Source organism: Pedobacter terrestris, from assembly GCF_052343045.1.
Taxonomy (GTDB): domain Bacteria; phylum Bacteroidota; class Bacteroidia; order Sphingobacteriales; family Sphingobacteriaceae; genus Pedobacter.
In genome coordinates, this window is sequence record NZ_CP180264.1 from 3,448,795 (window position 1) to 3,473,816 (window position 25,022).

A 25,022-nucleotide genomic window follows, 5' to 3' on the forward strand; every position below is an offset into this window, starting at 1 on the left:
TTTTTATATAATTGTTTTTAAAATTAAGATCCCAATAAGGCCAACTAAGCCTACAATAGATTCCATTAATGCCCATGAGCGAAAAGTGTCTTTTAAACTGATGTTAAAATACTCTTTAAACATCCAAAAACCCGCATCGTTTACGTGAGAAAACATCAGGCTACCTGCGCCCACAGCGAGTACCATCAAGTTTGGATTGGTATGCGTAGACAACATTAGCGGAATTATTATACCCGCAGTAGTGAGGCCGGCAACAGTTGCAGAACCTACACAAAAACGGATTATCGCTGCAATAAGCCAGGCTAAGAATAAAGGTTCGAGGGCTAAATGTTGCAGGTAAACAGCAATTTCATTGCTCACACCACTTTGTGTAAGTACTTGTTTTAATGCGCCAGATCCGCTAATAATGAGCAAAATCATGGCAATATCTTTAATAGAACCCGCGTAAATTTCCATAATCTGCACCATCTTTTTACCTTGAGAAAGTCCAAGCAGATAGGTGGCTAAAACCAGTACCAGCAGCATAACAAATGATGGATTGCCCACCAAACCGAGCAAAGGCAACATGTACGAATCTTTAGGCAAGAGCAGCGGTAATATTGCGGCCAGCGCCAGAAGAATTACGGGCAACAATGCTGTAAAAAAACTTTTAAAGGTATTGGGCAATTCACTTTCTGGTAATTCTGCAGATACAAAAGAAGCGAGTGGCTGTGCTTGGATGTTTTTAAGCGTACGCGAGAAAAGCGGTCCGCCGATTAAAATTGCCGGAATGGAAACGACCAAACCATAGAAAAGTGTAAGTCCCATATCGGCGTTAAATTGTACAACAAGTGCCGAAGGCGATGGATGCGGCGGTAAAAAACCGTGCGTTACAGAAAGTGCGGCCAGCATTGGTAACCCGATATAAATTGCCGGGAGTTTGTAACGGTATACCACAGAAAAAATTAAGGGCACCATCAATACAAATCCAATTCCATAATATAAGGGAATGCCGATAATGAAACCGGTTAATACCATTGCCCACTGAATATATTTTGCGCCAAAAGCCTGCATCATTACCGATGCAATTTTTTGTGCCGCGCCGCTTTCTGCAACCAGTTTACCGAGCATTGCGCCAGCTACGATGATAATGACCAAAGAGCCGAAAACATCGCCCATTCCTTTTTCAACGGCAGTAACAATACCATTTAATGGCAAGCCCAAACCTAAACCCGCAAATAAAGAAACTGCCAGAAAAGAGAGAAATGCGTTAATCTTGCATACTGAAATGAGCAGTATTAGAAGAGCAATGCTTACAAAAACAATTAATACTGTCATTTATCTTATTGTTAATTCATCAACTAATAACCAGGCCTTGCCACCGGCGCCATAAAACCCTTCCGGGATAATGCCCTGATTGGCGGCTTGTACTTTAATGTAACGCGCTTTAACTTTAGGAAAATTTGCTTCTATCCGGTTCAGTCCTTCTTTCGGAAATTCTGTTGTTTCAAATGCTTTTATAAAACTTTTCCCATCTATAGAATATTCAAAAACCAGTTGTTTAGGTGCCCACATTTTTTGCCAGTGGTATTGTAAAATGCCAATACTGAATCCTGAAATTTCTTGTGTTTGGTTTAAATCAATTGTGGCCTCAAAATCATCGCCACTAAAGCCAAACCATTCGCCGGTATTGTAAAACGCAGCTCCTTCTATTCCATTTACCAGTTGTGCGGCTACAGGATTATAATTACCTGAAGGATTGTTTTTAAGTTCTACCTTTTTACCAAAAGCCAGACCGCGAACGAAACTTTGTTCATACACTGGGCCAAAAGGATTAACATTTTCAAATATTTGTGCTTTTATACTAGCAGATTTTACCGGCAGAATCGGCACAGTATATAGATGACTTTTTGCATTAGGCAAAGTTCCATTCAAAGTGTACCGAATCTGGCTGTTAGGCCGATCGGTTTTTAATGTAATCCCTGCCGATGAAGCAGATTCTAAGCGGATATCATCGTAATGATTTGCCGCATTCAGGCCTTTAAGATACTTCTGATGAAGGCGCAAACGACATAAAAAATCGGAATAATTTTTTGTGCTGTCGCTGGTCCATGCAATTTCAGCCAAAGCAATAATTCGGGGAAAGATCATGTATTCAGCTTTGCTGGCATCAGAAAGATATTCTGTCCATACATTCGCTTGTACGCCTCTAATGTATTTCTTTTCGTCTGTGCTAAGCGCAGATGGAAGCGGGTTATAGTTGTACACTTTTTGCAGCGGCGTGTATCCGCCTGCGGCAATTTGTTCTTCGGGATAAAGCGACTGGTAATAATCGAGATAAAGAAATTTCTCCGGCGTCATGATCACATCGTGGTGAAGTTTCGCCGCAGCAATTCCGCCTTCTTCTCCCCTCCAACTCATTACTGTTGCGCCCGGAGAAATTCCTCCATCTAAAATTTCATCCCAGCCTATAATTTTTTTTCCTTTTCCTTCTACATATTTTTCTATCCTCCCAATAAAATAGGATTGCAAACCGTGTTCGTCTTTAAGCTGTTCATCCGCTATGCGTTTCTGGCATTTCGGGCATTTTGCCCATTTTGTTTTCGGACATTCGTCGCCGCCGATGTGTATGTATTTTGAAGGGAAAAGCGGCATTATTTCATCCAAAACATCTTCTAAAAAAGAAAAAGTCTGTTCATTCCCGGAGCAGAAAACATCCTCGAAAACACCCCAATATGTTGCCGTTTGATAAGGCCCACCCGTACAACCCAAATTTGGATAAGCGGCCAGAACTGCTTGTGCATGGCCGGGCATTTCTATTTCGGGAATAACCGTAATAAATTTAGATTGTGCATAACGCACCAATTCTTTTACTTCTGCCTGTGTATAAAAACCACCATAAGGTTTACCATCAAAAAGATGTGGTTCTGCGCGTTTGTGGCCAATAAGCGTTTCATTTCTAAATGCAGATATGCGTTGCAATTCCGGAAATTTTTTTACCTCAATGCGCCAGCCCTGATCATCTGTTAAATGCCAATGGAAAGTGTTGATTTTATAAAACGCCAAAACATCAAGCCATCTTTTTAGTGTATTTATGCTGAAAAAATGGCGACCAACATCCAGATGCATACCGCGATAAGCAAACCGAGGTGCATCTTCAATAATACAATTTGGGATAAAGATTTTACCATTTTCAACCCTAATCAGTTGTAAAAGGGTTTGAAAACCATAAAATAAGCCAGCATGATCTGCTGCAATAAGTGATATCTGTTTACCACTAACCGACAACGCATAAGCTTCCGGTTTGGTAATTTTTTCAGCATCTATAGTTAACGTAATACTTTTTTGTTTAATCTGTCCGCTGTTTTCTACCTGAAGTGTTAGTCCGGCAAGTTCTTTAACAGATGCGGAGAAAAGATTTGTTTCTGCAGAATCTATTGATGTGCCCGAAATGATAAGCGTTTGTGCAGTTACCTCAAAACTTCCGCTTCTCATTTCCGTTTTTAAAGGTTTTGGAATGATGGAAAAAGTATTTTGCTGTGCGAAGGCAACCTTGCCGAAACCTGCCAGCAAGAGTAAAAAAACAAAAACCTTTAAAAACTTAACGTGCATATTTTATTTATTCTGCGGATTGAAAACTTTGTTCTCTCCTTCTACTTCTACGCCTTGTTGCAACGCAAAACCTTTGTATTCTAAGGCGCCTTTGTCTTTTAAATTGTTAATCAACACCTCGAAAGTTCCATCCTGTTTTATGGCAACAGTTTGTGAATTTTTCCAGGCATCGGCATATAATGTTTCTACCTGACCACGATATGGGCGATATTGAAAACCGGCCAGTTTAGGTTTAACCGATTGGTAATTTAGGATTTTACCACTCAAAAGCAATCCTTTATCTGTAACCTTAAAGTTACCGGTTTGCACCATTGCTGCATCTGCAAAAACAGGTTCGATATTTTCAAGTTTTATCACTACCGGATTTGGCCATTTGTGGTCATCGTAAATCCGCTGCGCTTTTACCGCCGAAATTTCCAGGCCGTTTTCCAACTGACGAAATGTAGAAGATACGTCCAAATCTGGTTTGTATTCAATAATCTGGCTGTTCTGGCCCAGTACGCTTACTTTGGTTTGCTGGGTTGATTTAACAGAATGCAGCAGAAACTTTTTCCGTTCGGCTTCATTCCAGTTTTTGGCATCCATTACAATGGCATAAAGTGTAGAAGGTGCTTTAAAAGTGAAATAAATATTTTTCTCTTTACTGACAACCCAGCTCCTCACCTTGTCCATACTTTCATGGTTGATAAAATACCAGGCTGCCATTTCGCGCAAGCGATTTTCCTGTTCATCGGCAAGGCTTCCATCAGCCTTTGGCCCAATATTAAGTAAAAGTGATCCGCCTTTGGCGCGGGCTTCTATCAGAAGATCAATCAATTGACCTCCGCTTTTATAGCGGTCATTTGTGGGTTGATATTGCCAGGCCGTTCCCATAGTAATTGGAGAAAGCCAAGGTTGCGTAACTTTTGTACCAGGTAAAGTTTGCTCTGGCGTAAGAATTGCGCCGCGCGTAATCAGTATTTCTGGCTGAAGCTTCCAGGCAGTTTCTTTAACAGTTTCTTTTGGATCGCCATCAATAAAAAGAACATCAATTTTACCATACTTGGTCATCAGTTCTTCGGTTTGTTTGCGGTTGTATTCGGCATATTGCTTTTTCAGATCAGCAGTCAAAGGCACATTATTCCGACTAATCGGAATATTATGGGTATACAGGAAATTGAAATCTTCAGGTGAGAAATAAAAGCCAACATCCAAACCTTCTTCTCGCGTTGCGTCTACAAATTCTTTCAGTAAATCTTTTTTATAAGGTGTTTTTGTGATGTTGAAATCTGTGGTTTTGGTATCCCAAAAGCAAAATCCGGCGTGATGTTTAGTGGTGAAAACGATGTATTTCATCCCTGCCATTTTTGCAAGCTGCGCAATTGCACGGGGATTAAACGATGCCGGATTAAAGGTTTTTGGCAATTCTTCAAAATAACGTTTAGTAAAATCATCAGATGCGCCAACCAATGCATGGCTAATTACAATACCCAACTGGGCATCAACATTAAAATGGATAAATAATCCGGCGCCGGTATCTTTAAGCCATTCCTCGCGGAAAGGTTTATTCAGGTTGTAACTGCTAGAAGTTTCATCTTCCACCACATCGTTGCGCTGCGCTTGAGCATTCAGCGCAATGCACAAAATGCTCAGTAATAGTATCTTTTTAATCATGAACTCTGAATATGAATCCCGCCGGAATTTTATCGCCCTGCGGGATTCTTTAATCGATTTATAATTTATCCCACCAGATACGCGTCAGAAATTCATCTGCACCCTGACGGGCAACCGCAGCATTGTATGCATCGCGGTTTAGGTTTTGCTCAGAAAGCGGGTATAACATCCGACGGAAAATTTGTCCGCCAGTGGCATTTCCAGGATATACAACCGGTACCAATGCTGGAAAGCCGGTTCTGCGGTAGTTTGAAAATGCTTCCTGTGCATCCGGAAATGCGGCCAGCCAAAATTCGGTATAGATCTGTTGAAGCTGGGCGCTTTGGCTTCCGGCGGTATTTAGAGGATGATATTTAATATAGGTGCTAATCTGTAAATCGCTTATTGCGCCATCTCCGGGCGCAATAATTGCCCATTGTTTCATCGCAGCGCGGATTCCATTTTCATAAAGTGTAGTTGCACTTGTGGTATTCCAGCCGCGCAATGTAGCTTCTGCTAAAAGGAAATTGGTTTCTGCAGTAGTGAAAATCAACTTCGCTCCAGAAAGCAGTAAAACTGTTTTTGGATTTGGTTCTGAATAAGTTACAAAATCTGAAGGTTTTGCACTCAGCGTGGCCGGCATTCCTTTTTGAACTGCCGCAGTTGTATCTGGCGCACCATTCACATATACCACAGAAAGCACAGCCAAACGCGGATCTTTATTGTTTTTCATGTAAGTGATGAAGGTATTCTGGTATTTACCACCTTCGGTATTGCTGTTTCCATCTGCTTTAATATAATCGCTGTTGTATAGGTTTAGCGCAATCGGATTTTTGTTGATGTCTTGTCCGGCATTGAGGTAATTGATTTTGGCAATATCAGCATCATCGGTAATTACTCCACCAGCAATTGCTTTTTTAACCCAGGTTTCTGCCAGCGTAGCATTTACTTTGGTCATACGCATACCCAATCTAAGCATCATTGAATAGGCAAATTTCTTCCACTTCACTGTATTTCCGCTATATACTAAATCTGCTGCACCAAAGGTAGGTTTGGTTGCATCAAGTGCCAATGCAGCCTGTTCAAGTTCCTTAAGCAAATCGGCATAAATGGCTTGTTGCGCATCATAAGTAGGTTTGTAATTGGCATCTGTAAAGCCTTTCACCGCCTGACTGTAAGGCACATCGCCATAGAGATCCGTAATTCTGCTGTAACAGTATGCTTTCCAAATTCTGGCTGTAGACAGTAAATTAATTTTTGTAGGATCTGCAGAAACAGCATTAATAACCAACTGAAGTTCGTTGATTTCCTGGTAATATGCGGCACTGAAAACCGCTGCCGATTGTTGGCTTTGGCTGGATACATATTTGGAACCAAAACCTGCAACATCGTTATAACTGGTGGTATATTGCATGGTGCCCAGCAAAAGATTGAGGTTGTTTTTTGCACCGTCGTAAAGTGCTTTTGTAAATACATAAGCAGGCTCTACAGTTGCTGATGCTTCGGGATCGGTATTGATTTCTTCGAAGTTTTTAGTACAGGAAGAAAAAATGCTCATCGTTAAAAAGACGCTGAAAACGATGCTATATTTTTGAATATAATTTTTCATGCTATAAATGCTTAAAATTTAACCATCAGATTCAGACCAAAAGTACGCGTGCGCGGCAAACCAATTGATTCAAAGCCCTGCGCATTGCCATTTGTATAGCTGGATTCCGGATCAAAATTATCCGTTTGCTTATAAAAGGTAAGGATGTTTCTGGCTACAAAAGAAATGCTTGCAGACTGGATTTTGGCCAGTTTCATTTTCTCTACCGGAATGTTGTAAGAGAAAATTGCCTGACGAAGTTTGATAAATGCACCATCGTGAACAAATAACTCTGAGTAATTTCTCAAGTCGTTATAATAGGCGCGTAAATCTGCCACCGGAACTGTTGCCGTATATGGATTTCCCGCCTGATCTACTCCGTTGAGTACCAATCCGCTTTCGCGGCCCGGAAGTGTAGATTTCATTAAGCCCAGTCGCGTTGCATATACTTCTTTGATGGAAAATACTTTGTTGCCAAATTTACCATCAACCAAAATACCTAACGTAAAGCGGCCGAAACGGAAATCCTGGTTTAAGCCCATTGTTATTGGTGCAACGCCGTCTCCAAGTTCTTGCAAACCTGTTGCCACTGGTCGTTTTGTGGTAGAATTGTATACAATTTGCCCTGCTTGGTTTCTCAAAATTCGCGTTCCAACAATTGTTCCGTAAGAACTGCCAACAGTTTGGTTGATATATCCCCAGTTTCCTACAGAAGTTGCCACCTGAAAAGTGTTGGTACCGTCTACCAATTTTATCACTTTACTTTTGTTGTACGCTAAATTGTAACTGATGTTCCAGCCGAATTTTTCTGAAGAAATGGCCGTTCCGGTTAATAAAGCTTCAATACCTTTATTGCTCAATTCGCCAACATTTAATACCGCATTATTGTAACCAGAGGTTGATGAAATTGCAGCATTTAAAATATCATTGGTTGTTTTTCTGCTGTAAACGGTTAAATCCAATCCGAGTTTACCTTTAAACATTTTAAGTTCCATACCCGCCTCGTAAGTTGTAGAAGTGTACGGTTTTAAATTCTGGTTGGTAATATCGTTACTGGTTACATTTTGCAAAGGCAAACCAGAACTTGGAACGTTGGTGTATGTCAGATTGATGCGATAAGGATCTGCTGCACCTCCGCCAACTTCTGCCCATGATGCACGAACGCGCAAAATATCAATCGAAGAAGGAAGCTTAAAAGCATCTGAAACGACGAAACTTCCTCCGACACTTTGATAAAGAATGCTGTTATTTTGCGGACTTAAAGTCGAAAACCAATCGTTTCGTGCAGTATACGTTAAGAACAAATAACTATTAATGTCTACATCTGCTGAACCGAAGAATGAATTGGTACGAATGCGTTGATAGGTTGGTAGAGTACTCGCAGTAGCCAGGTTTTTATAACTGTAGAAATATGGGATCACAAAAGATAATCCGGCAAGATCTAGTTGTTTATTTTCAAAACGTCTGCTGTTGGCACCGCCTAAAACAGAAATACCAATTTTGTCGGTAATTTTTGTTCGGTAATTACCGGTTACCAATGCATTTGTTTCTGAAACATCAGATTTAAGGCCGGTATATTGTCCGTTCGGGATATAAATGTCGCCGGTTGGCAAAATATTGGTGTAATTGTAATTATAGAAATCGCGACTGATAACCCCTTTTAATGTAAAGTTTTTTACAACGTTGTATGTGATGGAACCTTGACCGATAAAGCGGTTTTTAGTATCATTTTGCTGATATTTATTCATCACGAAATAACCATTTGTTGCAATACCGGCATCATTCCATGGTGTTTGATTTCCGGCAGAATCGAATCCGGGAGCCAGCCAACGCACATCGACAGTATTGGCCACTTCATAAGGTGTCCAGTTCGGATTACCCAAAGCGTCGCCAGCAAGTGTCCGGTTAAAACCACGCTCCAGATTGTATTGCGCCAAACCTTCTACAGTAATTTTATCGTTTATTTTTGCGTTGATATTCAAATTGGCTGTTTGACGTTTAAAACGTGTGCTGGAAATAATCCCTTTACTATCCAGATCGGCAAGTGAAAGACGATACACAATTCCATCATTTCCTCCGGCGAAAGCCAATGTATTGGTAAAATTGGTTCCGGTAGAATAGAAATTTTTGATATTGTCTTTCTGCGCCGAATACGGATGAACCAAACCATCTGCCGCTACATAATCAGAACCATCAATACGTGCACCAAAAGAAAGTCTTCCGGTTGCAATTGCATCATTTTTGGTCATTGGTTTTACACCATTCAAGCCTTGTCCGTATTCGTACTGGTAATCGTTATCGTTAATGGCCTGTTCAATGGTATAAGTGGAATTGTATTCAATACCTACACCTTTTTGTTTACGACCTTTTTTTGTAGTAATTAAAATAACGCCATTACTTGCTCTTGAACCATACAAAGCCGCAGCTGTTCCGCCTTTTAAAACGGTAATAGACTCAATATCATCAGGATTAATACTTCCGATACCGTCGCCGCGATCCACGTTATTTCCAAGTCCGTTGGTTGTAGCGGCGCCGCCCGGCACACTGTTATCAATAGGCATTCCGTTTACTACATAAAGCGGTTGGTTATTTCCGTTAAATGATCCGTTACCACGAATAATTACGCGACTTGAACCACCCGGACCGGTAGAAAGGCCAGTTGCGTTAACACCAGCTACTTTACCACTCAAAGCATTTGCAATATTGTTTTCTCTGGCTTGTGTAAATTCAGATCCTTTAACTTCTGTTACCGAATAACCCAGCGCTTTGGTATCTCTTTTAATACCCAAAGCGGTAACCACAACGTCGTTTAATTTAGCGCTGCTTTCTTTTAAAGTGATGCTGATAGGTTCTTTTAAATCGGTTACAGAAAAATCCAGCGCTTCGTAACCAACAGAAGCTACAGAAAGTATTATGGTTTGGCCTTTCATTGCATCAGGAACAGTTAAACTGAATTGCCCTTTTACATCTGTAGATGCGCCAATTTTAGTTCCTTTGATATAAACAGTTGCACCAATTAGCGGTAGTTTATCGCTATCGGAAAATACCGTACCGCGAATAACGTCTGCACTCTGGTTGTTTGCACTTTGATCGGTAATGATAAACTGCCCTTCGTTGATCCGGCTAAAATTAAGTTGAGTACCCGAAAGCGCCTGTTTAAGCGCAAGGTTCACGTCTGAAATTGCCAACAAATCGGTAGCGCTGTTTGCCGCAATTTTATGGTCTAAAATCCCCTCTTTATAGGCAATCTTAATATCGAATTTTTTCTTGATAATGTCTACCGCTGTTTTCAGTTCAAGCTTATTTTCTACAGCAACCTGTTCGCTGGAACCTCTGGAACGGGCAATATTTCTAGCCATCAGCTGTGCATGCCCTAAAAAAGTACAGGCACAGAACAGCAGGGTAAGGCAGCACAACTTTGCTACCCTATTCAGGTAAAGTATTCTCATAATAAAGTTTAGGTGGTTATGGGTTGATTGTTGTTTAGTTAATGTGGTATGCTTGGTTATTTAAGGTTTTATTGTTATGGTTTTATCGTTTTGTTGTATGGTTACATGTTGGGTGGTAGAGATAATGCGCAGTAGATCTTTCACATTGGCAACATTAATATCGCCTTCAATTCTATTGGTTCGGATAGAATCTGCTTCAATATTTACTTTGTATCCCAGGTCATCTTCCAGTACCTGCACCATCTCATCGAGAGTTGCATCTTGAAAAGACAATTGGTGTTTTACCCAAACGGTAAGTTTAGACGGATCTGCAAGTTTCTGTAATTTGGGTTTGGCATGACTGCTTTGGCGCAAATAATCGCCCGGTGCAAGAACAATTTCTGCTGTTTTCGCTTGGTTTTGCTGGTTATAACGTACTACAACTTTTCCACTTAATAAGCCTACATCGGTTTTTTCCCGGCGGTTTTTCACGTTAAAAGTGGTTCCTAAAACCGTTACATCCAAATCATCACAATGCACGGTAAATTTTTCGCCTGGTTTAATATTCTGCGGGTTTGTATTAAGGTGTTTAACTTCAAAAAGCGCTTCTCCTTCAATCCAAACTTCTCTTTTGCCTTCTTTAAAATTGCGTGCATAGTGCAGTTTAGAATTTCCGTTTAATGTAACCTGAGATCCATCGGGTAGCACAAAAACCTTCACTTCTGCATATGCCGTAGTTTGCGTAATATTTGGATAAAAATAGCGGTATAAGAAAATACTCATTGTGGCTAACACCAAACATGCAGCAATGCGGTAAAAAATTGAGCGGGTAAATTTAAAAACAGATTTTCCTTCTTTTTCCCGAATAGATTTGGTGATGGATGAAAATACTGCGGACTGCGAAGTTTCGTTGTGATGCGTATTTTGTTGACGATAGAGTTGAATAAGCTCAAGTGCCAGGTTTACTTTTTTTTCCTCTGATGGATAACTGCGGATAAAATTTTGCCAGAAAGAATGATCTGCTTCTTCAGGATTTACTGCAAATCGCAGGAAATCATCGTCGCAGAGATAATCTTCTATGGTAAAACGCAGGTATTTTTCATGCTCCATCACAATATATTGGCTTTGTTATATTCTCTATATACATGAACACCCCGAAATTATCCCTCCAACCCGACAAAAAAATTAATTTATTTCGAAAACACCCTTTCTGAGCGAAAAAAAGCACAATATCATCAGCAATTCACTGATCTTAACATTATGCTGAAGCTTATCAATTGCTTTATACAACAGTTTATATGCAGAAGTTTTGTTTAACCCCATTACTTCTGCAATTTCTTCATAATCTAATCCCTCGTAAAATCGGAGGAAAATAATTTCCTGTTGCCTTGCCGGAAGTTCGTTAACATAGCGTTGTACTTTTGCCTGCAAGGCTTTCTGTGTTTCATTTTCTATGAAACGCGTATCTAGAGAAACTTCAAAATTAAAAGGAAACTGAGCATCATCTTCTACAGGCACAAAGCGTTGCTGCTTTTCCATTTTACGAAAAATATGGTTGCGCAAAGCTCGATAAAGGTAATTTTTGACAGAAACCGGATCGCTTAATCTGCTGCGTTTAGACCAAAGTTCTACAAACAAATCGTGCACGGCGTCTTCAATGAGTTTCGCATCGCGGGTAAATTTGTAACCGTAATTGTTTAGTATTTTGAAATGTGTATTGTACAATTCCTCGTAAGCACCCCAATCTCCGGTTTTAAAGGAAAGCCAGGTCTGCAGACTTTTTTCTTGATCGGGATGATTATTCAGGGACATACAACTATTTTATTCGATCCGTTTCGAATTTAATGCAGTATAATAATTTAAAGGCGTAAACTAAAATTATCGCCAATGAATTTCCCACCCTTTGTGATCATTTGGGTAAAAAAGCAAAAAAAAGAGGATTGCCCGTTCAGAACAATCCTCAAACAAAATTTTTATACCCGGATATTAAAAAATCCGGTAGCCTAAGCCAACAGTAAATAAACTAAGTTTTGTACCTGGATAACCTGCTTTGTTAATTTTACTTAAACCAAGTTCATACCGTGCATCTACACTTAAGCGTTGCAGATCCAAACCAGCGCCAAATTGCCATGCAATAGCTTGATTTTTAAAATCGGCACGAAAAACATTTCCTGCAGCTTGATTAAAGCTTTGGTTTTCGTCCAATATGAAAGAAATCATTGGTCCGGTATTTAAACGTAAACCAACCCCTGCTGCGCCAAATTTGGTTCCTACTAGTAAAGGCACATCCAAACTGGTAAAACTTACTTTATTTACCTCTCCCGTTGCATCACTTACTAAATTTGTCTTTTTGCCAGAAATGTAAAGTTCTGGCTGGAAATGAATCCCCGCGCCACCAATACGCGCCCATAAACCGCCGTAAAAGCCGGCCCGATTGTCGCTGCTAAAGGTATTTTCGCTATCAAATTTAGAGAAGTTAGCTCCAGCTTTTACACCCATTTGAAAGGTTGGCAAAAGTTGAGCATGTGCAAATAAGCCTGTAATTAACAGGGCAACGGTAAGGCTAAAGATTTTCATAGATTTTAATTTAATTTATCCCGCATTGTTGATGGCTTCCTGAGCTTTCAGGGCATCTACATTATTTTTGTCGCCAAAATTCTGCGTTTTCCCTGCAAAGTAATCCAAAATTCCTGAGATTGTATCTAAGTTATCTGCTAAATTCTGATGAATATCTGGTAAATCTTTCTCCAGTCTGTTATCGCCCAGCTCAATATTATCAACCTCAATTTTACCAATTTTCTGAATAAGTGCCTGTTGCGAATTTTGTAAATCTTCCAGTTCCCGCACTATCTTTTCCATCAATTCAAACTTCTTTAAAGTATTCATAGGTTTTATTTTTTTAAGTTAAACGTATACACAATAAACCCCGGTGAGAACATTTTGTTTGAAAACGGAACATACTTTCACAAAGCATTTTGAAATGTAAATAATAACTAATAAATTAGTTTAAAAATTTTACTATGAAAAATGTATCTGTTTTGATCGCCCTGATGTTGATGTATTTTAGTGGTTATAGTCAGGATTCAGCTGTGCTGGATAAAGAAAAATTGTTCGACTTCTATCAAAGCCAACACTACGATCTGGCAGCAGATTATTTGATAAAAACGGCTGGTGCAGATGTTGCAGATTTTAAATTGCTTACTCAAATTGGCTATTGTTATTTAATGGCAGGCAAAAATGCCGAAGCGGAAAAATATTATGCAAAAGCCTATCAACTGCAACCGCACAACCTGCCTGTTCTTTTTAGTTTGGGCAGCATTCACAACCGGCGTGGAAATGTAGAGAAAGCGAAATTCTATTATAGCGAAATTGTGAAAATAGACAGCAACAATTTTAATGTATATAAAATTCTGGCTAACCTTTATGGCAAGAGTCAGGATTCTTTGAAACTGATTTACTTAATTAAAGCGAATACGATTAATCCTGCAGAAGGCGATGTTGCTGCAGATCTTGCCGATCAATATTCAGCCTATCAGCAATATCAAAAAGCATATGATGTGTTGAATATTGCCTTACAGGCAGACAGTGATAACCTAATGCTGCAACGCGAGAAACTGCCCATTGCCAACAATTTGAAAAAATATGATGAGGTCATTCGTTCCGGAGAAAGGTTACTGAAGGAACTTCAGGATGCAAGCGTAATTAAAGATGTCGCAAAAGCCTATTATTTTACCAAAGATTATAAAAATGCAGTAGACCGCTTCAACAGTTTAGAGCCCATGCACCTCGAAAACGAAATGACACTGTATTATACAGCATTGAGTTACCGCGCACTTAAAAACCAACAGAAAGCGACAGAATATGCCTTAAAAACAATAGATGCCGGAATTTCTACCAATACATCAAGTTATTATGGATTACTCGGTTTGGTTTACGAAGAGCGTGAAAAACTGCCTCAGGCTTTAGCCGCGTATAAAAAAGGACTTCAGTTTAAACAAAATCCATCATTATATTATCGCCTTGCGATTTATTATGACACCAAACTAAAACAGGAAAAAAAAGCGCAGAGTTATTACAATCTCTATTTAAAAAGCAAACCAGACCCTAAAGACAATAAAGATGAAATAAAATTTGTAACCAACCGGCTTGCGCAAATCAATTTACCACACTAAACCAGATCTTCAAATACCGGTTTAACGTTATCCCAGAAATCATCCAGTGCAATCATACGTGGCTTGAAAAAAGAAATGAGCTGAGGCCAGTGCTGCTGGTTAAAAATGCTTACCTGAGTTAGCGTAATAGAAATCTGGCTGATGGTTTTTCCGTAAGCATCTGTGGTATCGCGCTTCCAATCCCATTCTTCATTCAGACTGTTTTGTAACATCGTTTTGAACTGTAGAAACTGATCGAAAATCAAGTGCCGGATACCTTGATCTGTATGACTGAGTTCTATAAAGAGAATTGCTTTTTTATTGTCTACATCCATTTTAAAGAAGATGTTTTTAACGCCTGTTTTATAGTTGATCCAATTTACGGGCAATCCATTAGCCGATGGAACCGGCTTCATATACTGCCCGAAACTAATCCAAAACTGTTGGCGCAAATGCGCGGCTTCTTCTTTACTGTACATAATTATAAATCGAAAACCCTTCTAAAGCATTGCTTTGGAAGGGTTTTTATACTACAATTATAAATAGTTAATAGCGATATTCAAAATGGTAGACTCCTGAACCTATTTTTTCGGTTTTACCGGATTTGGGCAATACTACAGTAGCCGATGAATTTGGCGGGATCTGCACATCGAGCATAAATTGGCCATCTTTAAGTTTCCATGAAGATTTGATGGTTCCGTACATGCTTTCAAATGTTGCTGTTGCAGAAGTCAGTTTGCCGCCAGGATTTGGCGCAATCATAAATTGCTTGTAACCAGGAGAATCTTCAAGTGGTTGTATGCCTGCAATATTTTTATACATCCAATCTCCAATTGCTCCGTATGCGTAGTGATTAAATGAATTCATATCTGCCGTTTGAAAAGTACCATCGGGTTTCTGCCCATCCCACCTTTCCCAAATGGTTGTTGCACCCATTTTTACGGGGTACAGCCACGAAGGATAAGTTTCCTGCAGCAAAAGATCGTAAGCAACATCGGCATGATCAAATCTGCTCAATACATGGCAAAGATAAGGTGTGCCTAAAAAGCCCGTGGTAAGGTGGTTTCCGTAATCTCTGATATTTTGCACCAAACGATCTGCCGCCTGCGCCCGCAGCTTTTCTGGCAGCATATCAAACTGTAAAGCCAAAACATAAGCCGTTTGGGTATTAGAAACCAGCTTTCCGTTAGGTGTCATATACTCTTGCACGTAGGCCGATTTTATACTGTCTAACAATAATGAATATTTCTCCGCATCTTCTTTTTTACCTAAAACCATTGCTGCTTTAATAAGCAATTGAGTAGAATGCGCGTAAAAAGTTTGGGCAATCATGTATTTATCGGTAACTGCTGCTCGGCCATCGTTATCATCATTCGGGCGATAGAAAAGCCAGTCGCCAAAATGCGATCCACTGTTCCACAAATTCCCTCGCGATTTTGAATGGATAAAATCTACCCACTTTTTCATGCTTGGATATTGAATATCCAGAATTCCCTTATCGCCGTAAGCCACATACATATCCCAAGGCAAAATGGTTGCCACATCTGCCCAGCCTGCAGAGCCGGCATCATTTACCCCCAATACATTTGGAACAACAAAAGGTACAGAGCCATTACTTTGCTGATCGGCACGTACATCTGCAAGCCATTTGGCAAAAAACCCCGAAACGTTCATATTGTATGCCGCAGTAGATGCAAAAGCCTGTGCATCGCCTGTCCAGCCTAAACGTTCATCACGTTGCGGGCAATCTGTTGGTACATCTACAAAATTTCCTTTTTGCCCCCATTGTATATTGTGCTGGAGCTGATTAATTAAAGGATTAGAACTGGTAAATGTTCCTGTATTTTCCATATCCGAATAGAGCGCTACAGCGCTTAAATTTTCTGTTGTTAACGTACCTGGATAACCTTCAATCTGCACATAACGGAAACCTTGAAAACTAAAATGAGGTTCAAAAACTTCTTCATTTTCTCCTTTTAGAATGTAGGTATTTTGCTGCTTGGCAGAACGCAGATTCGTGGTATAAAAATTTCCGGATTTATCCAAAACTTCCGCATGGCGAAGTACAATTTTGGTTCCGGATTTACCTTTTGCACGCAAGATAACCCAGCCGACCAAATTCTGCCCAAAATCTACCACAGTTTCGCCCAATGGTGTTTTAAATACTTTTATAGCCTTAAATTCTTCGTGTTTGCTAACGCCTGGCCCTTGCATACCAACCAGCTTTTCAGTTCCCTTTTCTACAATAGAAACAGGCTTCCAGGTTTCTGATTCGGCAAAACTTGCGGTATTCCATCCTGTTTTTTCCAAACGCGCATCGTAAGTTTCACCATCGTAAATGCTTGACGAACGGATTGGCCCGTAACTGGTTTTCCAACTTTGATCGGTTTGGATTACCTCATGACTCCCATCTGTATATTCTATTTCCAGCTGCATCAATAATGCGCGCCGATCTCCGTAAAAACGGCTCTGATTGGTAAATCCAATTCGGCCTTTGTACCAACCATCGGCAAGTGTTACGCCTATTGCATTTTTTGTTCCAAGTGTTTTTACATCGATCCGATAAACCTGATACTGAATGTGGTCTTTATAGCTGGTCCATCCGGGCGCAAAATAATGGTCTCCAAGTTTCTTTCCATTTATTGATGCTTCATAAAAGCCTTTTGCGGTTATGTAGGCTGTAGCCGATTTTACTTTCTTTGTAAGATTAAAGCTTTTCCGCATCATCGGGCTGGCCAAACTGGAATCTGTCCCTTCTACTGAAATCCATTGGGCTGTCCAGTCTTTCTCTTCCAATCCGGTTCGAAATTGTTGCACATCAGACCAGGAAGAATGGTTTCCGTGATTGTCTTTTACACGCAACTGCCAGTAGTAAGTTGTTTTCGATGAAAGTTTATCTCCAGTGTAACGGTTAAATAAAGTATTTTCTGTTCTCTCTTCAGTTTGCCAGATTATCTTTTTAAAATCTGTTGTTTCAGACAATCTGATTTGATATTGCGTTTGCGCTGTATTTTTTATGGCCGAAACCATCTTCCAGCTAAAACGTGGCACAGCATCAACAGATGTTGGATTTCGACTGTATTCTACTTTCAAATCTTTCAGCGAAAGACGTTGCGCAAATAGTTGTACATTTTGAAACAATAATATAGCGACGAAGATGAATGGGATTTTTTTCATAGGAAAGGATTTCTCGAAATTTGGTTGCCTATACGATGTTCAAAAATATTCTTTAGCAAACTATCCTGTACTGTCCTGCATGTTGCTTGAGAAATTGCAGGATATGAGATTTTACCTTTCGTCTGATAGTCTGCTCTAAAATTGGAAACTGATTTCCGGTTTCTATCAAAATACATAATGAATTACTTTGCAGCAAAAAACTCCCGGAAACAAAAAAGCCTATCCAATAAAATTGCTGAACAGGCTTTTGATAAAGATTTTAAGCTATTATTTCGCCATTAAGCGGGCCACATATTTTCCGATAATATCAAATTCCAGATTTACAGTATCACCCACTTGAACTTCCTGTAAATTGGTATGTTCAAAAGTGTAAGGAATAATGAAAACCGAAAATTCAGCTGCTTGCGAATGTACAACGGTTAAACTAATGCCATTAACACAAGCCGATCCTTTCTCTACCGTGACATTTCCCGCAGAGGCATCATATTTAAAACGATATTCCCAGCTTCCGTTAAGTTCTTCGCGTTTTATACATGTCGCCGTTTGATCTACATGACCTTGTACAATATGGCCGTCTAAGCGGGCGTTCATTTGCATACAACGTTCAAGATTTACTCTGCTGCCCACTTTTAAACTGCCGAGATTGCTTTTTTGCAGCGTTTCATCAATTGCTGTTACCGTGTGCGATCCGTCATTTAAAGATACAACGGTTAAACAAACACCGTTGTGGGCAACGCTTTGGTCAATTTTTAGTTCATGACTAATGGCAGATGCAATGGTATAATGTACATTGCTGTGGTCATTTTTAATGGCTGTTACTTCGCCAAGGGTTTCGATAATTCCGGTAAACATTTTATTTCTGGTGCTATTATATATTCTTCAAATGCTTGTTTGGCGGTTTAGAAGAAACAGTTGCTATTCATATTTCAATCGGTTATTTCGCCATTCAGATTTTCCAGTTTTGCTTTTTGCCTCAACTGGTAAATCTGCAGGTTTACTAAACAGCTTTGCCGCAAAAACAGCGGCAATCAGCGCTTCATTTTGATCTACATTTTTTAACATATCGGGTTTAAAATATTTCCCTACAAAATGCGTATCAAAGTTGCCGCTTTTAAAAGCTTCGTGCTGCATTACAAAACTACCAAAAGCCAAAGTAGTTTCTATCCCGGTAATCTCATATTCCTCTATTGCACGCAACATTCTTTCTATGGCTTCTTCTCTGTCTTTTCCGTAAGTAATGAGTTTGGCAATCATCGGATCATAATAAATCGGGATTTCCATCCCTTGCTCAAAACCATCATCTACACGCACGCCAACACCTTTTGGCGTTACGTAAGTTTTTAATGTGCCAATATCCGGAAGAAAATTATTTGCCGGATCTTCCGCGTAAACGCGAATCTCTATAGCATGACCTTTAATTTCCAATTCCTGCTGCGTAAAACTTAATACCCTTCCAGCGGCAATACTTATTTGCTCTTTTACCAGATCTGTTCCCGTAATCAATTCGCTTACCGGATGTTCTACTTGCAGGCGCGTATTCATCTCCAAAAAGAAAAAATCAAGATTGTTATCAAGGATAAATTCTACTGTTCCGGCGCCGGTATAATTTACAGAACGGGCAACATCTACCGCGCATTTCCCCATACGTTCTCTGATTTCTGGCGTTAAAACCGACGATGGTGCTTCTTCAACAACTTTCTGATGCCGTCTTTGCACAGAACATTCCCGTTCAAAAAGATGAACGATATTTCCATGCATATCACCCAGAATCTGAATCTCTATGTGCCTGGGCGAACTTACATAGCGCTCAATAAACACAGAACCATCTCCAAAGGCCGATGTGGCTTCACTTACGGCAAGTTTCATCTGCTCTTCAAACTCGCCGGCAGATTCTACAATGCGCATTCCTTTTCCACCACCACCGGCAGCAGCTTTAATCAGTATTGGAAAACCAACTTCAATTGCGCGTTGCTTTGCATCAGCAACATCGGTAATGGCTTCTTCCGTTCCCGGAACCATCGGGATATTGTATTTCAGCGCAGCCGCTTTGGCAGAAAGTTTATTGCCCATAATCTCCATTGCATGGGCAGACGGACCAACAAGAATCAATCCTTCTGCTTCTACCAAACGGGCAAACTCTGCATTTTCTGAAAGAAAACCGTAACCGGGATGAATGGCTTCTGCACCGGTAAGTTTGCAAGCCTGAATAATTTTCTCGCCAACCAAATAACTCTGATTTGAGGGTGCAGGGCCAATACATACAGCTTCGTCTGCATAACGCACATGAAGTGCCGCTCGATCGGCTTCAGAATAAACAGCTACCGTTTTGATGCCCATTTCTTTTGCTGAGCGCATAATGCGCAAAGCGATTTCTCCGCGGTTTGCTACGAGAATCTTAGAAAAAAGTTTTGGGGATTGTATAGTTTCTGACATGATTGATGTTTCTGTATCGGTTAGATGGCTACAAATTAACGTTTTTCCTTTTGCTTGCCAACTTACAATTGTGCGCAACTTAAAAGTGTGAAAGAATGTCTATCGCTTGGTCAATTTTTTCAGATGGAAGATCTAAATGTGTAACCATACGAATGTGTGAAGGACTTGTTGTATTGCACCACAAACCTTTTTCTTTAAGTTGGTGTGCAATTTTCTCAGATTGTTTATCTTCTACCTCAAAAATGACAATATTAGTTTCTACAGGCATTACCGATTTTACAAACCTGGCTTTAAGTAAAGTTTCTGCCAGCGCCGCAGCATGTAAATGATCTTGTTTTAATCTTTCCACATTATGATCCAGCGCATAAATGCCGGCAGCTGCCAGAAACCCCGCCTGGCGCATGCCACCACCAAAAGCTTTTCTGATTTTTCTGGCTTTTTTTATCATGTCTTTATCGCCCAGAAGTACAGAGCCAACCGGCGCGCCTAAACCTTTAGACAAGCAAACAGAAATTCCGTCAAAATATTTCCCATAATCATGCGCCTTATCTCCAGTCGCCGCAAGTGCGTTAAAAACACGCGCACCATCTAAATGCAATTTAAGGCCTTTAATACTGCATAAATGGTGAATTGGCGCAATTTGCTTTAAAGTATAACAGCTTCCGCCGCCTTTATTAACTGTATTTTCGAGTATAACCAAACTGGTATCCGGATAATGAATATTGTCTTCATTTATTTCAGGTTCTATCAATTCTGGTGTTAAAATTCCCCGTTCGCCATGAAGCAAACGAACAGATGCCGCAGAATGGTACGCAATCCCACCCACTTCGTAACGATACACATGCGCGGTTTGATCGCAAATAATTTCTTCCATCGGGTTGGTAAAACACTTAATGGCAATCTGATTGGTCATCGTGCCTGAAGGGCAAAATAATCCATCCTCCATATTAAAGGTTCCGGCCAGTTTAGACTCTAGCATACGCACCGTTTCATCTTCGCCGAAAACATCGTCGCCAACTTTTGCGCTCATCATGGCTTCTAACATTTCCGAACCCGGCCGGGTTACCGTGTCACTTCTGAAATCTAAAAAAATCTTATTCATGCGTATAAATTCGTGTAAAAAATTGCTGACGTTAAAAAAAAAGACCAATGCCTTTTTGGGTATAATTTTAAGGATTTTAGCCGATTTGAGGGCGTATATAGTGTATTTTTTACACACCCCGTTTCCGGCAACAACAAATTGTTAAAAAATTATTAAAAAAAAGGATACAAAATATAAGAGTTTTTATACTTTTATCGTGCTAAAACCAAAAATAAATAAAATGATAGTAATTGCAGACGGTGGATCTACCAAAACAAATTGGTGTCTGATTAATGAGGCCGGCAGAAAAATTTACTTTAACACCGAAGGTTACAATCCGTATTTTTCAAAAACCGAGTACATTGTTAAGTCTTTGAACGAAACTCTTCCAGACCACTTGGAGAGAGAAAAATTAACAGGCGTTTATTATTACGGCGCTGGATGTTCTACACCTGCGAATGTGAAGGTTGTGGCTGATGCCATGAAACAAGTATTTGTAAATGCTGAAGTTTTTGTAGGCCACGATTTATTGGCATCTTGCAGAGCTTTACTGGGAAATGCTCCGGGTTTCGCTGCGATTCTAGGTACAGGTACAAACTCTTGTTTGTATGATGGAACGGACATTACGTTAAATATCGATTCATTGGGATACTTCCTGGGTGATGAAGGCAGCGGATCGTATATCGGTAAACGTATCCTGAGTGATTACATGAAAGGCTACATGCCAAAAGGTTTGCGTGAAGCTTTTTACGACAACTATGCCTTAACCAACGAAGACATCTTTGACAATATTTACAACAAACCGCTCCCGAACCGTTTCTGTGCAAGTTTTAGTAAATTTTTGTATGATTTTAAAGATAATTACGAAGATTATACCTTCAGCACTGTAGATTATGCTTTTACTGCTTTCTTTGAAAATCTGGTCATTCACTATCCAAACTACAAAGACCACAAATTAAATTGTGTAGGTTCTGTAGGATACAGTTTCCGCGATATTTTAAGTATTGTAGCCGATCGTTATGAAATGGGCGTTGGAAAAATTATCCGCTCACCAATAGATGATTTGGTACAATATCATCTTGATGTGGCAAAATAATTTTCAACTTTTAGTAAAGGCAAAAGCCAAAAGGTAAAAAGTAGAAAATATCGCCCATTAATAAAAATTTATAAGATAAAAAAACCGATTTGAGCTTTTCAAATCGGTTTTTTTTATCTCAGATTGCATTGCACGCTGAGTTTTAGAGCTGTTGTTTTTTGCCTCTAAAGTTCAGGTTTTACCTTAGTCTTTAAGTTTGATCCAATGCTAAAACGAAATTTCCTTACCGAACAATTTGGCATATTTACGTTTGTCAAAACGATAAAGTGTTGCTGCACGGTAAGAAACACCTTTTTGTTTTTCATCCAATTCTTTCAAAACACCGAAACTGACAATTTTCTTTCTAAAATTCCGTTTATCCAATTTCTTGCCCAAAATAAGTTCGTAAATATGCTGAAGCTGGGTTAGTGTAAATTTCTCTGGTAAAAGTTCAAAAGCAATAGGTTGATGTTTAATCCTGCGTTTAATTTTTTCAAGTCCTTTATCGTAGATCTTCTGGTGATCAAAAGCAAGCTTAGGCAAGTCAGATATTGGCAACCATTTTGCACGTTTTGCATATGTACTTACGGGGCGCAAATCTTTGTCTCCGCCTAAACGAATCAAAGCATAATACGCCAGCGTAATTACTCTACCTTGCGGGTGACGGTTTGGATCGCCAAATGCATAGTATTGCTCCATGAAAATGCCCCGTAAGCCTGTTAATTCATATAAAATACGTGAGGCTGATTGATCTAAACTTTCGTCGAGGCCAACAATATTACCGGGCAATGCCCACCAATCTTTAAATGGTTCTTCATTCCTTTCAATGAGCAGGATTTTAAGTTCCTTCCCATCAAATCCAAACAAAACACAATCTATTGAGAATACTGAATCTAAATGAGGTAAAATTTGTTCCAAGGTAAAATTTAATTATTTTAACGGATAAAGGTATGACTTTCAACATTAAGTAAAAAAAATAAAAAAAATTACTTAGTGTAGAAATTACACACTATATTCGTATAATAAAGATGGAGCCAAATATTAAAAACATAGCCGTATTGACTTCTGGAGGTGATGCTCCAGGAATGAATGCAGCGATACGAGCAGTAGTTCGTACGGGAATATACCATGGCATCAACATGTTTGGTGTTATGCAAGGGTATCAGGGTTTGATAAGTGACAACATAAAACCAATGGATGCCCGTTCTGTAAGCAATATTTTACACTTAGGTGGAACGATTTTGAAAACCGCACGCTGCCTGGAGTTCAAAACCGATGAAGGACAGCAACTTGCTTACGAAAATCTGAAGAAAAATGATATCGACGGATTGGTGGTAATCGGCGGAGACGGAACCTTTACAGGGGCCAAACGTTTTTCTGAAAATTTTGGCGTTAAAGTAATGGGTATTCCCGGTACAATTGACAATGATCTTTCGGGATCAGATTTTACACTCGGTTACGATACTGCAATTAATACTGTAATAGAGGCAATAGATAAAATCCGCGATACCGCTGATGCACACGATCGTCTATTTTTTATTGAAGTGATGGGACGCGACTCTGGGTGTATCGCTTTAAGAAGTTCAATTGCATGTGGTGCCGAGGCTGTTTTATTGCCAGAACGAGAAACCAGTGTGAATGAACTTATTGATAAACTTGCACTTGGTGCAGCAACTAAAAAATCATCAAGCATCGTGATTGTTGCCGAAGGGCACAAACAAGGCGGAGCTTATGATATTGCAAACCGAGTAAAAGAAGTGTTTGATCATTACGATACAAAAGTAACCATACTTGGCCACCTGCAACGCGGCGGAAGTCCAAGCAGTTTTGATCGTATTTTGGGCAGCAGACTCGGGTATGCAGCAGTAAATGCGCTTATTGCGGGCCAAACCGAAATGATGGTTGGACTTAAAGGGAACGACATTAGACTTACGAGTATTAAAGAAGCTTTAGCTTCTCATACATTTAAACTCGAAGCCGATTTAATTGAAATGACCGAAGTACTTTCCATCTAAATATGATAGCAGTTGTATATAGCGGATCAAAAACAGCATTTTGGAAATTGGCACAAAATGGCGTTGTAGTGGCGCATTGCAACACTGCCGGGATTAATCCTTGCTTTGTTGATCCAAAAACCATTTTGCAGATTTTGAACAAAAAAACCGTTCTAGTCAACAACGCTGAAAATATCAAAAGAATATACTTTTTTGCTGCTGGTGCATCATCTTCGGAAAGAAAATCCGAACTTGCAGAAACGCTTTCATCGTTCTTTAAATTCAGTAAAATAACAGTAGAAAACGATATTTTTGGAGCCGCAAAAGCAGCTTGCAACAACAATACAGGAATTGTTGGAATGCTGGGAAGCGGTGCAAATTGCACCTACTTTGACGGGAAAAAACCTGCTCCAAATAACTTTGGACTGGGCTATATACTTGGCGATGAAGGTTCTTCCAATTATTTCGGAAAAATAGTATTGAAGAACCTTCTCGGAAAGAAATTACCACAAGACCTGGAAGATAAATTTAATCGCCTGTACAATTTAGACCGGCCTCAGATATTGGAGCGGATTTACAATAAACCACAGGCAAATATTTTTCTAACTTCATTTTTTGATTTTATAACCCAAAATGCAGCACACCCTTTTGTTGCTGAATTAATTGATACCGGATTTGAAGACTACTTTCAGCTTTATGTGCTTCCAATTGTAGCCCGATATCCAGACCAAGACTTCCATTTGGTTGGAAAAGTAGCCGCAGAACTGGAAAGCCAGGTAAGAATAGTAGCCAACAGACACAAGCTAAAAATTAAAACAATTATCAAAGAACCAATACTTAATTTATTAAAACATTACATTAATTAACAAAAA

At 39.7% G+C, this 25,022-nt stretch carries 19 protein-coding genes; 4 read left to right on the plus strand and 15 right to left on the minus strand.

Annotated elements, in window-relative coordinates:
* Positions 1-3: 3 nt before the first annotated feature.
* The 9 genes from ACJVDH_RS14610 to ACJVDH_RS14650 form a co-directional block, all read right to left on the minus strand.
* Positions 4-1,317 (minus strand): gluconate:H+ symporter, encoded by a 1,314-nt coding sequence (locus tag ACJVDH_RS14610; protein WP_443944139.1) that lies wholly within the window; start codon positions 1,315-1,317, stop codon positions 4-6.
* Positions 1,318-3,591 (minus strand): glycoside hydrolase family 20 protein, encoded by a 2,274-nt coding sequence (locus ACJVDH_RS14615; RefSeq protein ID WP_443944140.1) that lies wholly within the window; start codon positions 3,589-3,591, stop codon positions 1,318-1,320.
* A gap of 3 nt (positions 3,592-3,594) precedes the next feature.
* Complete coding sequence (locus tag ACJVDH_RS14620; RefSeq protein ID WP_443944141.1) at positions 3,595-5,244, minus strand: alpha-L-fucosidase; 1,650 nt, start codon at positions 5,242-5,244, stop codon at positions 3,595-3,597.
* Positions 5,245-5,302: 58 nt separating this feature from the next.
* Positions 5,303-6,832, minus strand: coding sequence for a SusD/RagB family nutrient-binding outer membrane lipoprotein (locus ACJVDH_RS14625; protein ID WP_443944142.1), 1,530 nt, complete (start codon positions 6,830-6,832; stop codon positions 5,303-5,305).
* Between the two features lie 11 nt (positions 6,833-6,843).
* Positions 6,844-10,260 (minus strand): SusC/RagA family TonB-linked outer membrane protein, encoded by a 3,417-nt coding sequence (locus ACJVDH_RS14630; RefSeq protein ID WP_443944143.1) that lies wholly within the window; start codon positions 10,258-10,260, stop codon positions 6,844-6,846.
* A gap of 60 nt (positions 10,261-10,320) precedes the next feature.
* Positions 10,321-11,349, minus strand: coding sequence for a FecR family protein (locus ACJVDH_RS14635; protein WP_443944144.1), 1,029 nt, complete (start codon positions 11,347-11,349; stop codon positions 10,321-10,323).
* 75 nt (positions 11,350-11,424) lie between these two features.
* Positions 11,425-12,051, minus strand: a complete 627-nt coding sequence (locus ACJVDH_RS14640; protein WP_443944145.1) for an RNA polymerase sigma factor — start codon at positions 12,049-12,051, stop codon at positions 11,425-11,427.
* A gap of 174 nt (positions 12,052-12,225) precedes the next feature.
* Positions 12,226-12,816: a porin family protein gene (locus tag ACJVDH_RS14645; RefSeq protein ID WP_443944146.1), complete on the minus strand. Its 591-nt coding sequence runs from the start codon at positions 12,814-12,816 to the stop codon at positions 12,226-12,228.
* 15 nt (positions 12,817-12,831) lie between these two features.
* Positions 12,832-13,125 carry a hypothetical protein gene (locus ACJVDH_RS14650; protein ID WP_443944147.1) on the minus strand — a complete coding sequence of 98 codons (294 nt, stop codon included), beginning with the start codon at positions 13,123-13,125 and terminating at the stop codon, positions 12,832-12,834.
* A gap of 134 nt (positions 13,126-13,259) precedes the next feature.
* Here ACJVDH_RS14650 and ACJVDH_RS14655 point away from each other — a divergent pair, with 134 nt between their 5' ends.
* Positions 13,260-14,411, plus strand: a complete 1,152-nt coding sequence (locus tag ACJVDH_RS14655; RefSeq protein ID WP_443944148.1) for a tetratricopeptide repeat protein — start codon at positions 13,260-13,262, stop codon at positions 14,409-14,411.
* Here ACJVDH_RS14655 and ACJVDH_RS14660 read toward each other — a convergent pair.
* From ACJVDH_RS14660 to ACJVDH_RS14680, 5 genes are all read right to left on the minus strand, one after another.
* Positions 14,408-14,869: a DUF4268 domain-containing protein gene (locus tag ACJVDH_RS14660; protein WP_443944149.1), complete on the minus strand. Its 462-nt coding sequence runs from the start codon at positions 14,867-14,869 to the stop codon at positions 14,408-14,410. The two genes, ACJVDH_RS14655 and ACJVDH_RS14660, sit on opposite strands and share 4 nt — an antisense overlap.
* A gap of 67 nt (positions 14,870-14,936) precedes the next feature.
* The gene (locus ACJVDH_RS14665; protein ID WP_443944150.1) at positions 14,937-17,567 is read right to left on the minus strand and encodes a family 78 glycoside hydrolase catalytic domain; all 2,631 of its coding nucleotides are present in this window, start codon (positions 17,565-17,567) and stop codon (positions 14,937-14,939) included.
* 267 nt (positions 17,568-17,834) lie between these two features.
* Positions 17,835-18,419: a riboflavin synthase gene (locus tag ACJVDH_RS14670; protein ID WP_443944151.1), complete on the minus strand. Its 585-nt coding sequence runs from the start codon at positions 18,417-18,419 to the stop codon at positions 17,835-17,837.
* A 63-nt stretch (positions 18,420-18,482) separates the two neighbouring features.
* Positions 18,483-20,000: an acetyl-CoA carboxylase biotin carboxylase subunit gene (accC, locus tag ACJVDH_RS14675; protein ID WP_443944152.1), complete on the minus strand. Its 1,518-nt coding sequence runs from the start codon at positions 19,998-20,000 to the stop codon at positions 18,483-18,485.
* 79 nt (positions 20,001-20,079) lie between these two features.
* Complete coding sequence (locus ACJVDH_RS14680; RefSeq protein ID WP_443944153.1) at positions 20,080-21,102, minus strand: threonine aldolase family protein; 1,023 nt, start codon at positions 21,100-21,102, stop codon at positions 20,080-20,082.
* A 220-nt stretch (positions 21,103-21,322) separates the two neighbouring features.
* Between ACJVDH_RS14680 and ACJVDH_RS14685 the strand changes: the two genes are divergently transcribed.
* The gene (locus ACJVDH_RS14685) at positions 21,323-22,177 is read left to right on the plus strand and encodes an N-acetylglucosamine kinase (RefSeq protein ID WP_443944154.1); all 855 of its coding nucleotides are present in this window, start codon (positions 21,323-21,325) and stop codon (positions 22,175-22,177) included.
* A 207-nt stretch (positions 22,178-22,384) separates the two neighbouring features.
* On the opposite strand, the gene ACJVDH_RS14690 is transcribed toward ACJVDH_RS14685, so the two are convergent.
* Complete coding sequence (locus tag ACJVDH_RS14690) at positions 22,385-23,074, minus strand: NUDIX hydrolase (protein ID WP_443944155.1); 690 nt, start codon at positions 23,072-23,074, stop codon at positions 22,385-22,387.
* Positions 23,075-23,184: 110 nt separating this feature from the next.
* On the opposite strand from ACJVDH_RS14690, the gene pfkA reads away from it, so the two are divergent.
* Both pfkA and ACJVDH_RS14700 read left to right on the plus strand, forming a co-directional pair.
* Positions 23,185-24,171, plus strand: a complete 987-nt coding sequence (gene pfkA, locus ACJVDH_RS14695; RefSeq protein WP_443944156.1) for a 6-phosphofructokinase — start codon at positions 23,185-23,187, stop codon at positions 24,169-24,171.
* A 2-nt stretch (positions 24,172-24,173) separates the two neighbouring features.
* The gene (locus ACJVDH_RS14700; protein ID WP_443944157.1) at positions 24,174-25,016 is read left to right on the plus strand and encodes a hypothetical protein; all 843 of its coding nucleotides are present in this window, start codon (positions 24,174-24,176) and stop codon (positions 25,014-25,016) included.
* Positions 25,017-25,022: the final 6 nt, after the last annotated feature.

Excerpts from the sequence above, each read along its gene's own strand:
- ACJVDH_RS14615 (WP_443944140.1), bottom strand. The coding sequence starts at position 3,591 with ATGCACGTTAAGTTTTTAAAGGTTTTTGTTTTTTTACTCTTGCTGGCA.
- ACJVDH_RS14620 (WP_443944141.1), bottom strand. The coding sequence starts at position 5,244 with ATGATTAAAAAGATACTATTACTGAGCATTTTGTGCATTGCGCTGAAT.
- ACJVDH_RS14700 (WP_443944157.1), top strand. The coding sequence starts at position 24,174 with ATGATAGCAGTTGTATATAGCGGATCAAAAACAGCATTTTGGAAATTG.
- ACJVDH_RS14680 (WP_443944153.1), bottom strand. The coding sequence starts at position 21,102 with ATGAATAAGATTTTTTTAGATTTCAGAAGTGACACGGTAACCCGGCCG.
- ACJVDH_RS14630 (WP_443944143.1), bottom strand. The coding sequence starts at position 10,260 with ATGAGAATACTTTACCTGAATAGGGTAGCAAAGTTGTGCTGCCTTACC.
- pfkA (WP_443944156.1), top strand. The coding sequence starts at position 23,185 with ATGGAGCCAAATATTAAAAACATAGCCGTATTGACTTCTGGAGGTGAT.
- ACJVDH_RS14610 (WP_443944139.1), bottom strand. The coding sequence starts at position 1,317 with ATGACAGTATTAATTGTTTTTGTAAGCATTGCTCTTCTAATACTGCTC.
- ACJVDH_RS14660 (WP_443944149.1), bottom strand. The coding sequence starts at position 14,869 with ATGTACAGTAAAGAAGAAGCCGCGCATTTGCGCCAACAGTTTTGGATT.
- ACJVDH_RS14645 (WP_443944146.1), bottom strand. The coding sequence starts at position 12,816 with ATGAAAATCTTTAGCCTTACCGTTGCCCTGTTAATTACAGGCTTATTT.
- ACJVDH_RS14640 (WP_443944145.1), bottom strand. The coding sequence starts at position 12,051 with ATGTCCCTGAATAATCATCCCGATCAAGAAAAAAGTCTGCAGACCTGG.
- ACJVDH_RS14685 (WP_443944154.1), top strand. The coding sequence starts at position 21,323 with ATGATAGTAATTGCAGACGGTGGATCTACCAAAACAAATTGGTGTCTG.
- ACJVDH_RS14670 (WP_443944151.1), bottom strand. The coding sequence starts at position 18,419 with ATGTTTACCGGAATTATCGAAACCCTTGGCGAAGTAACAGCCATTAAA.
- ACJVDH_RS14635 (WP_443944144.1), bottom strand. The coding sequence starts at position 11,349 with ATGGAGCATGAAAAATACCTGCGTTTTACCATAGAAGATTATCTCTGC.
- ACJVDH_RS14655 (WP_443944148.1), top strand. The coding sequence starts at position 13,260 with ATGAAAAATGTATCTGTTTTGATCGCCCTGATGTTGATGTATTTTAGT.
- ACJVDH_RS14650 (WP_443944147.1), bottom strand. The coding sequence starts at position 13,125 with ATGAATACTTTAAAGAAGTTTGAATTGATGGAAAAGATAGTGCGGGAA.
- ACJVDH_RS14665 (WP_443944150.1), bottom strand. The coding sequence starts at position 17,567 with ATGAAAAAAATCCCATTCATCTTCGTCGCTATATTATTGTTTCAAAAT.
- ACJVDH_RS14625 (WP_443944142.1), bottom strand. The coding sequence starts at position 6,832 with ATGAAAAATTATATTCAAAAATATAGCATCGTTTTCAGCGTCTTTTTA.
- accC (WP_443944152.1), bottom strand. The coding sequence starts at position 20,000 with ATGTCAGAAACTATACAATCCCCAAAACTTTTTTCTAAGATTCTCGTA.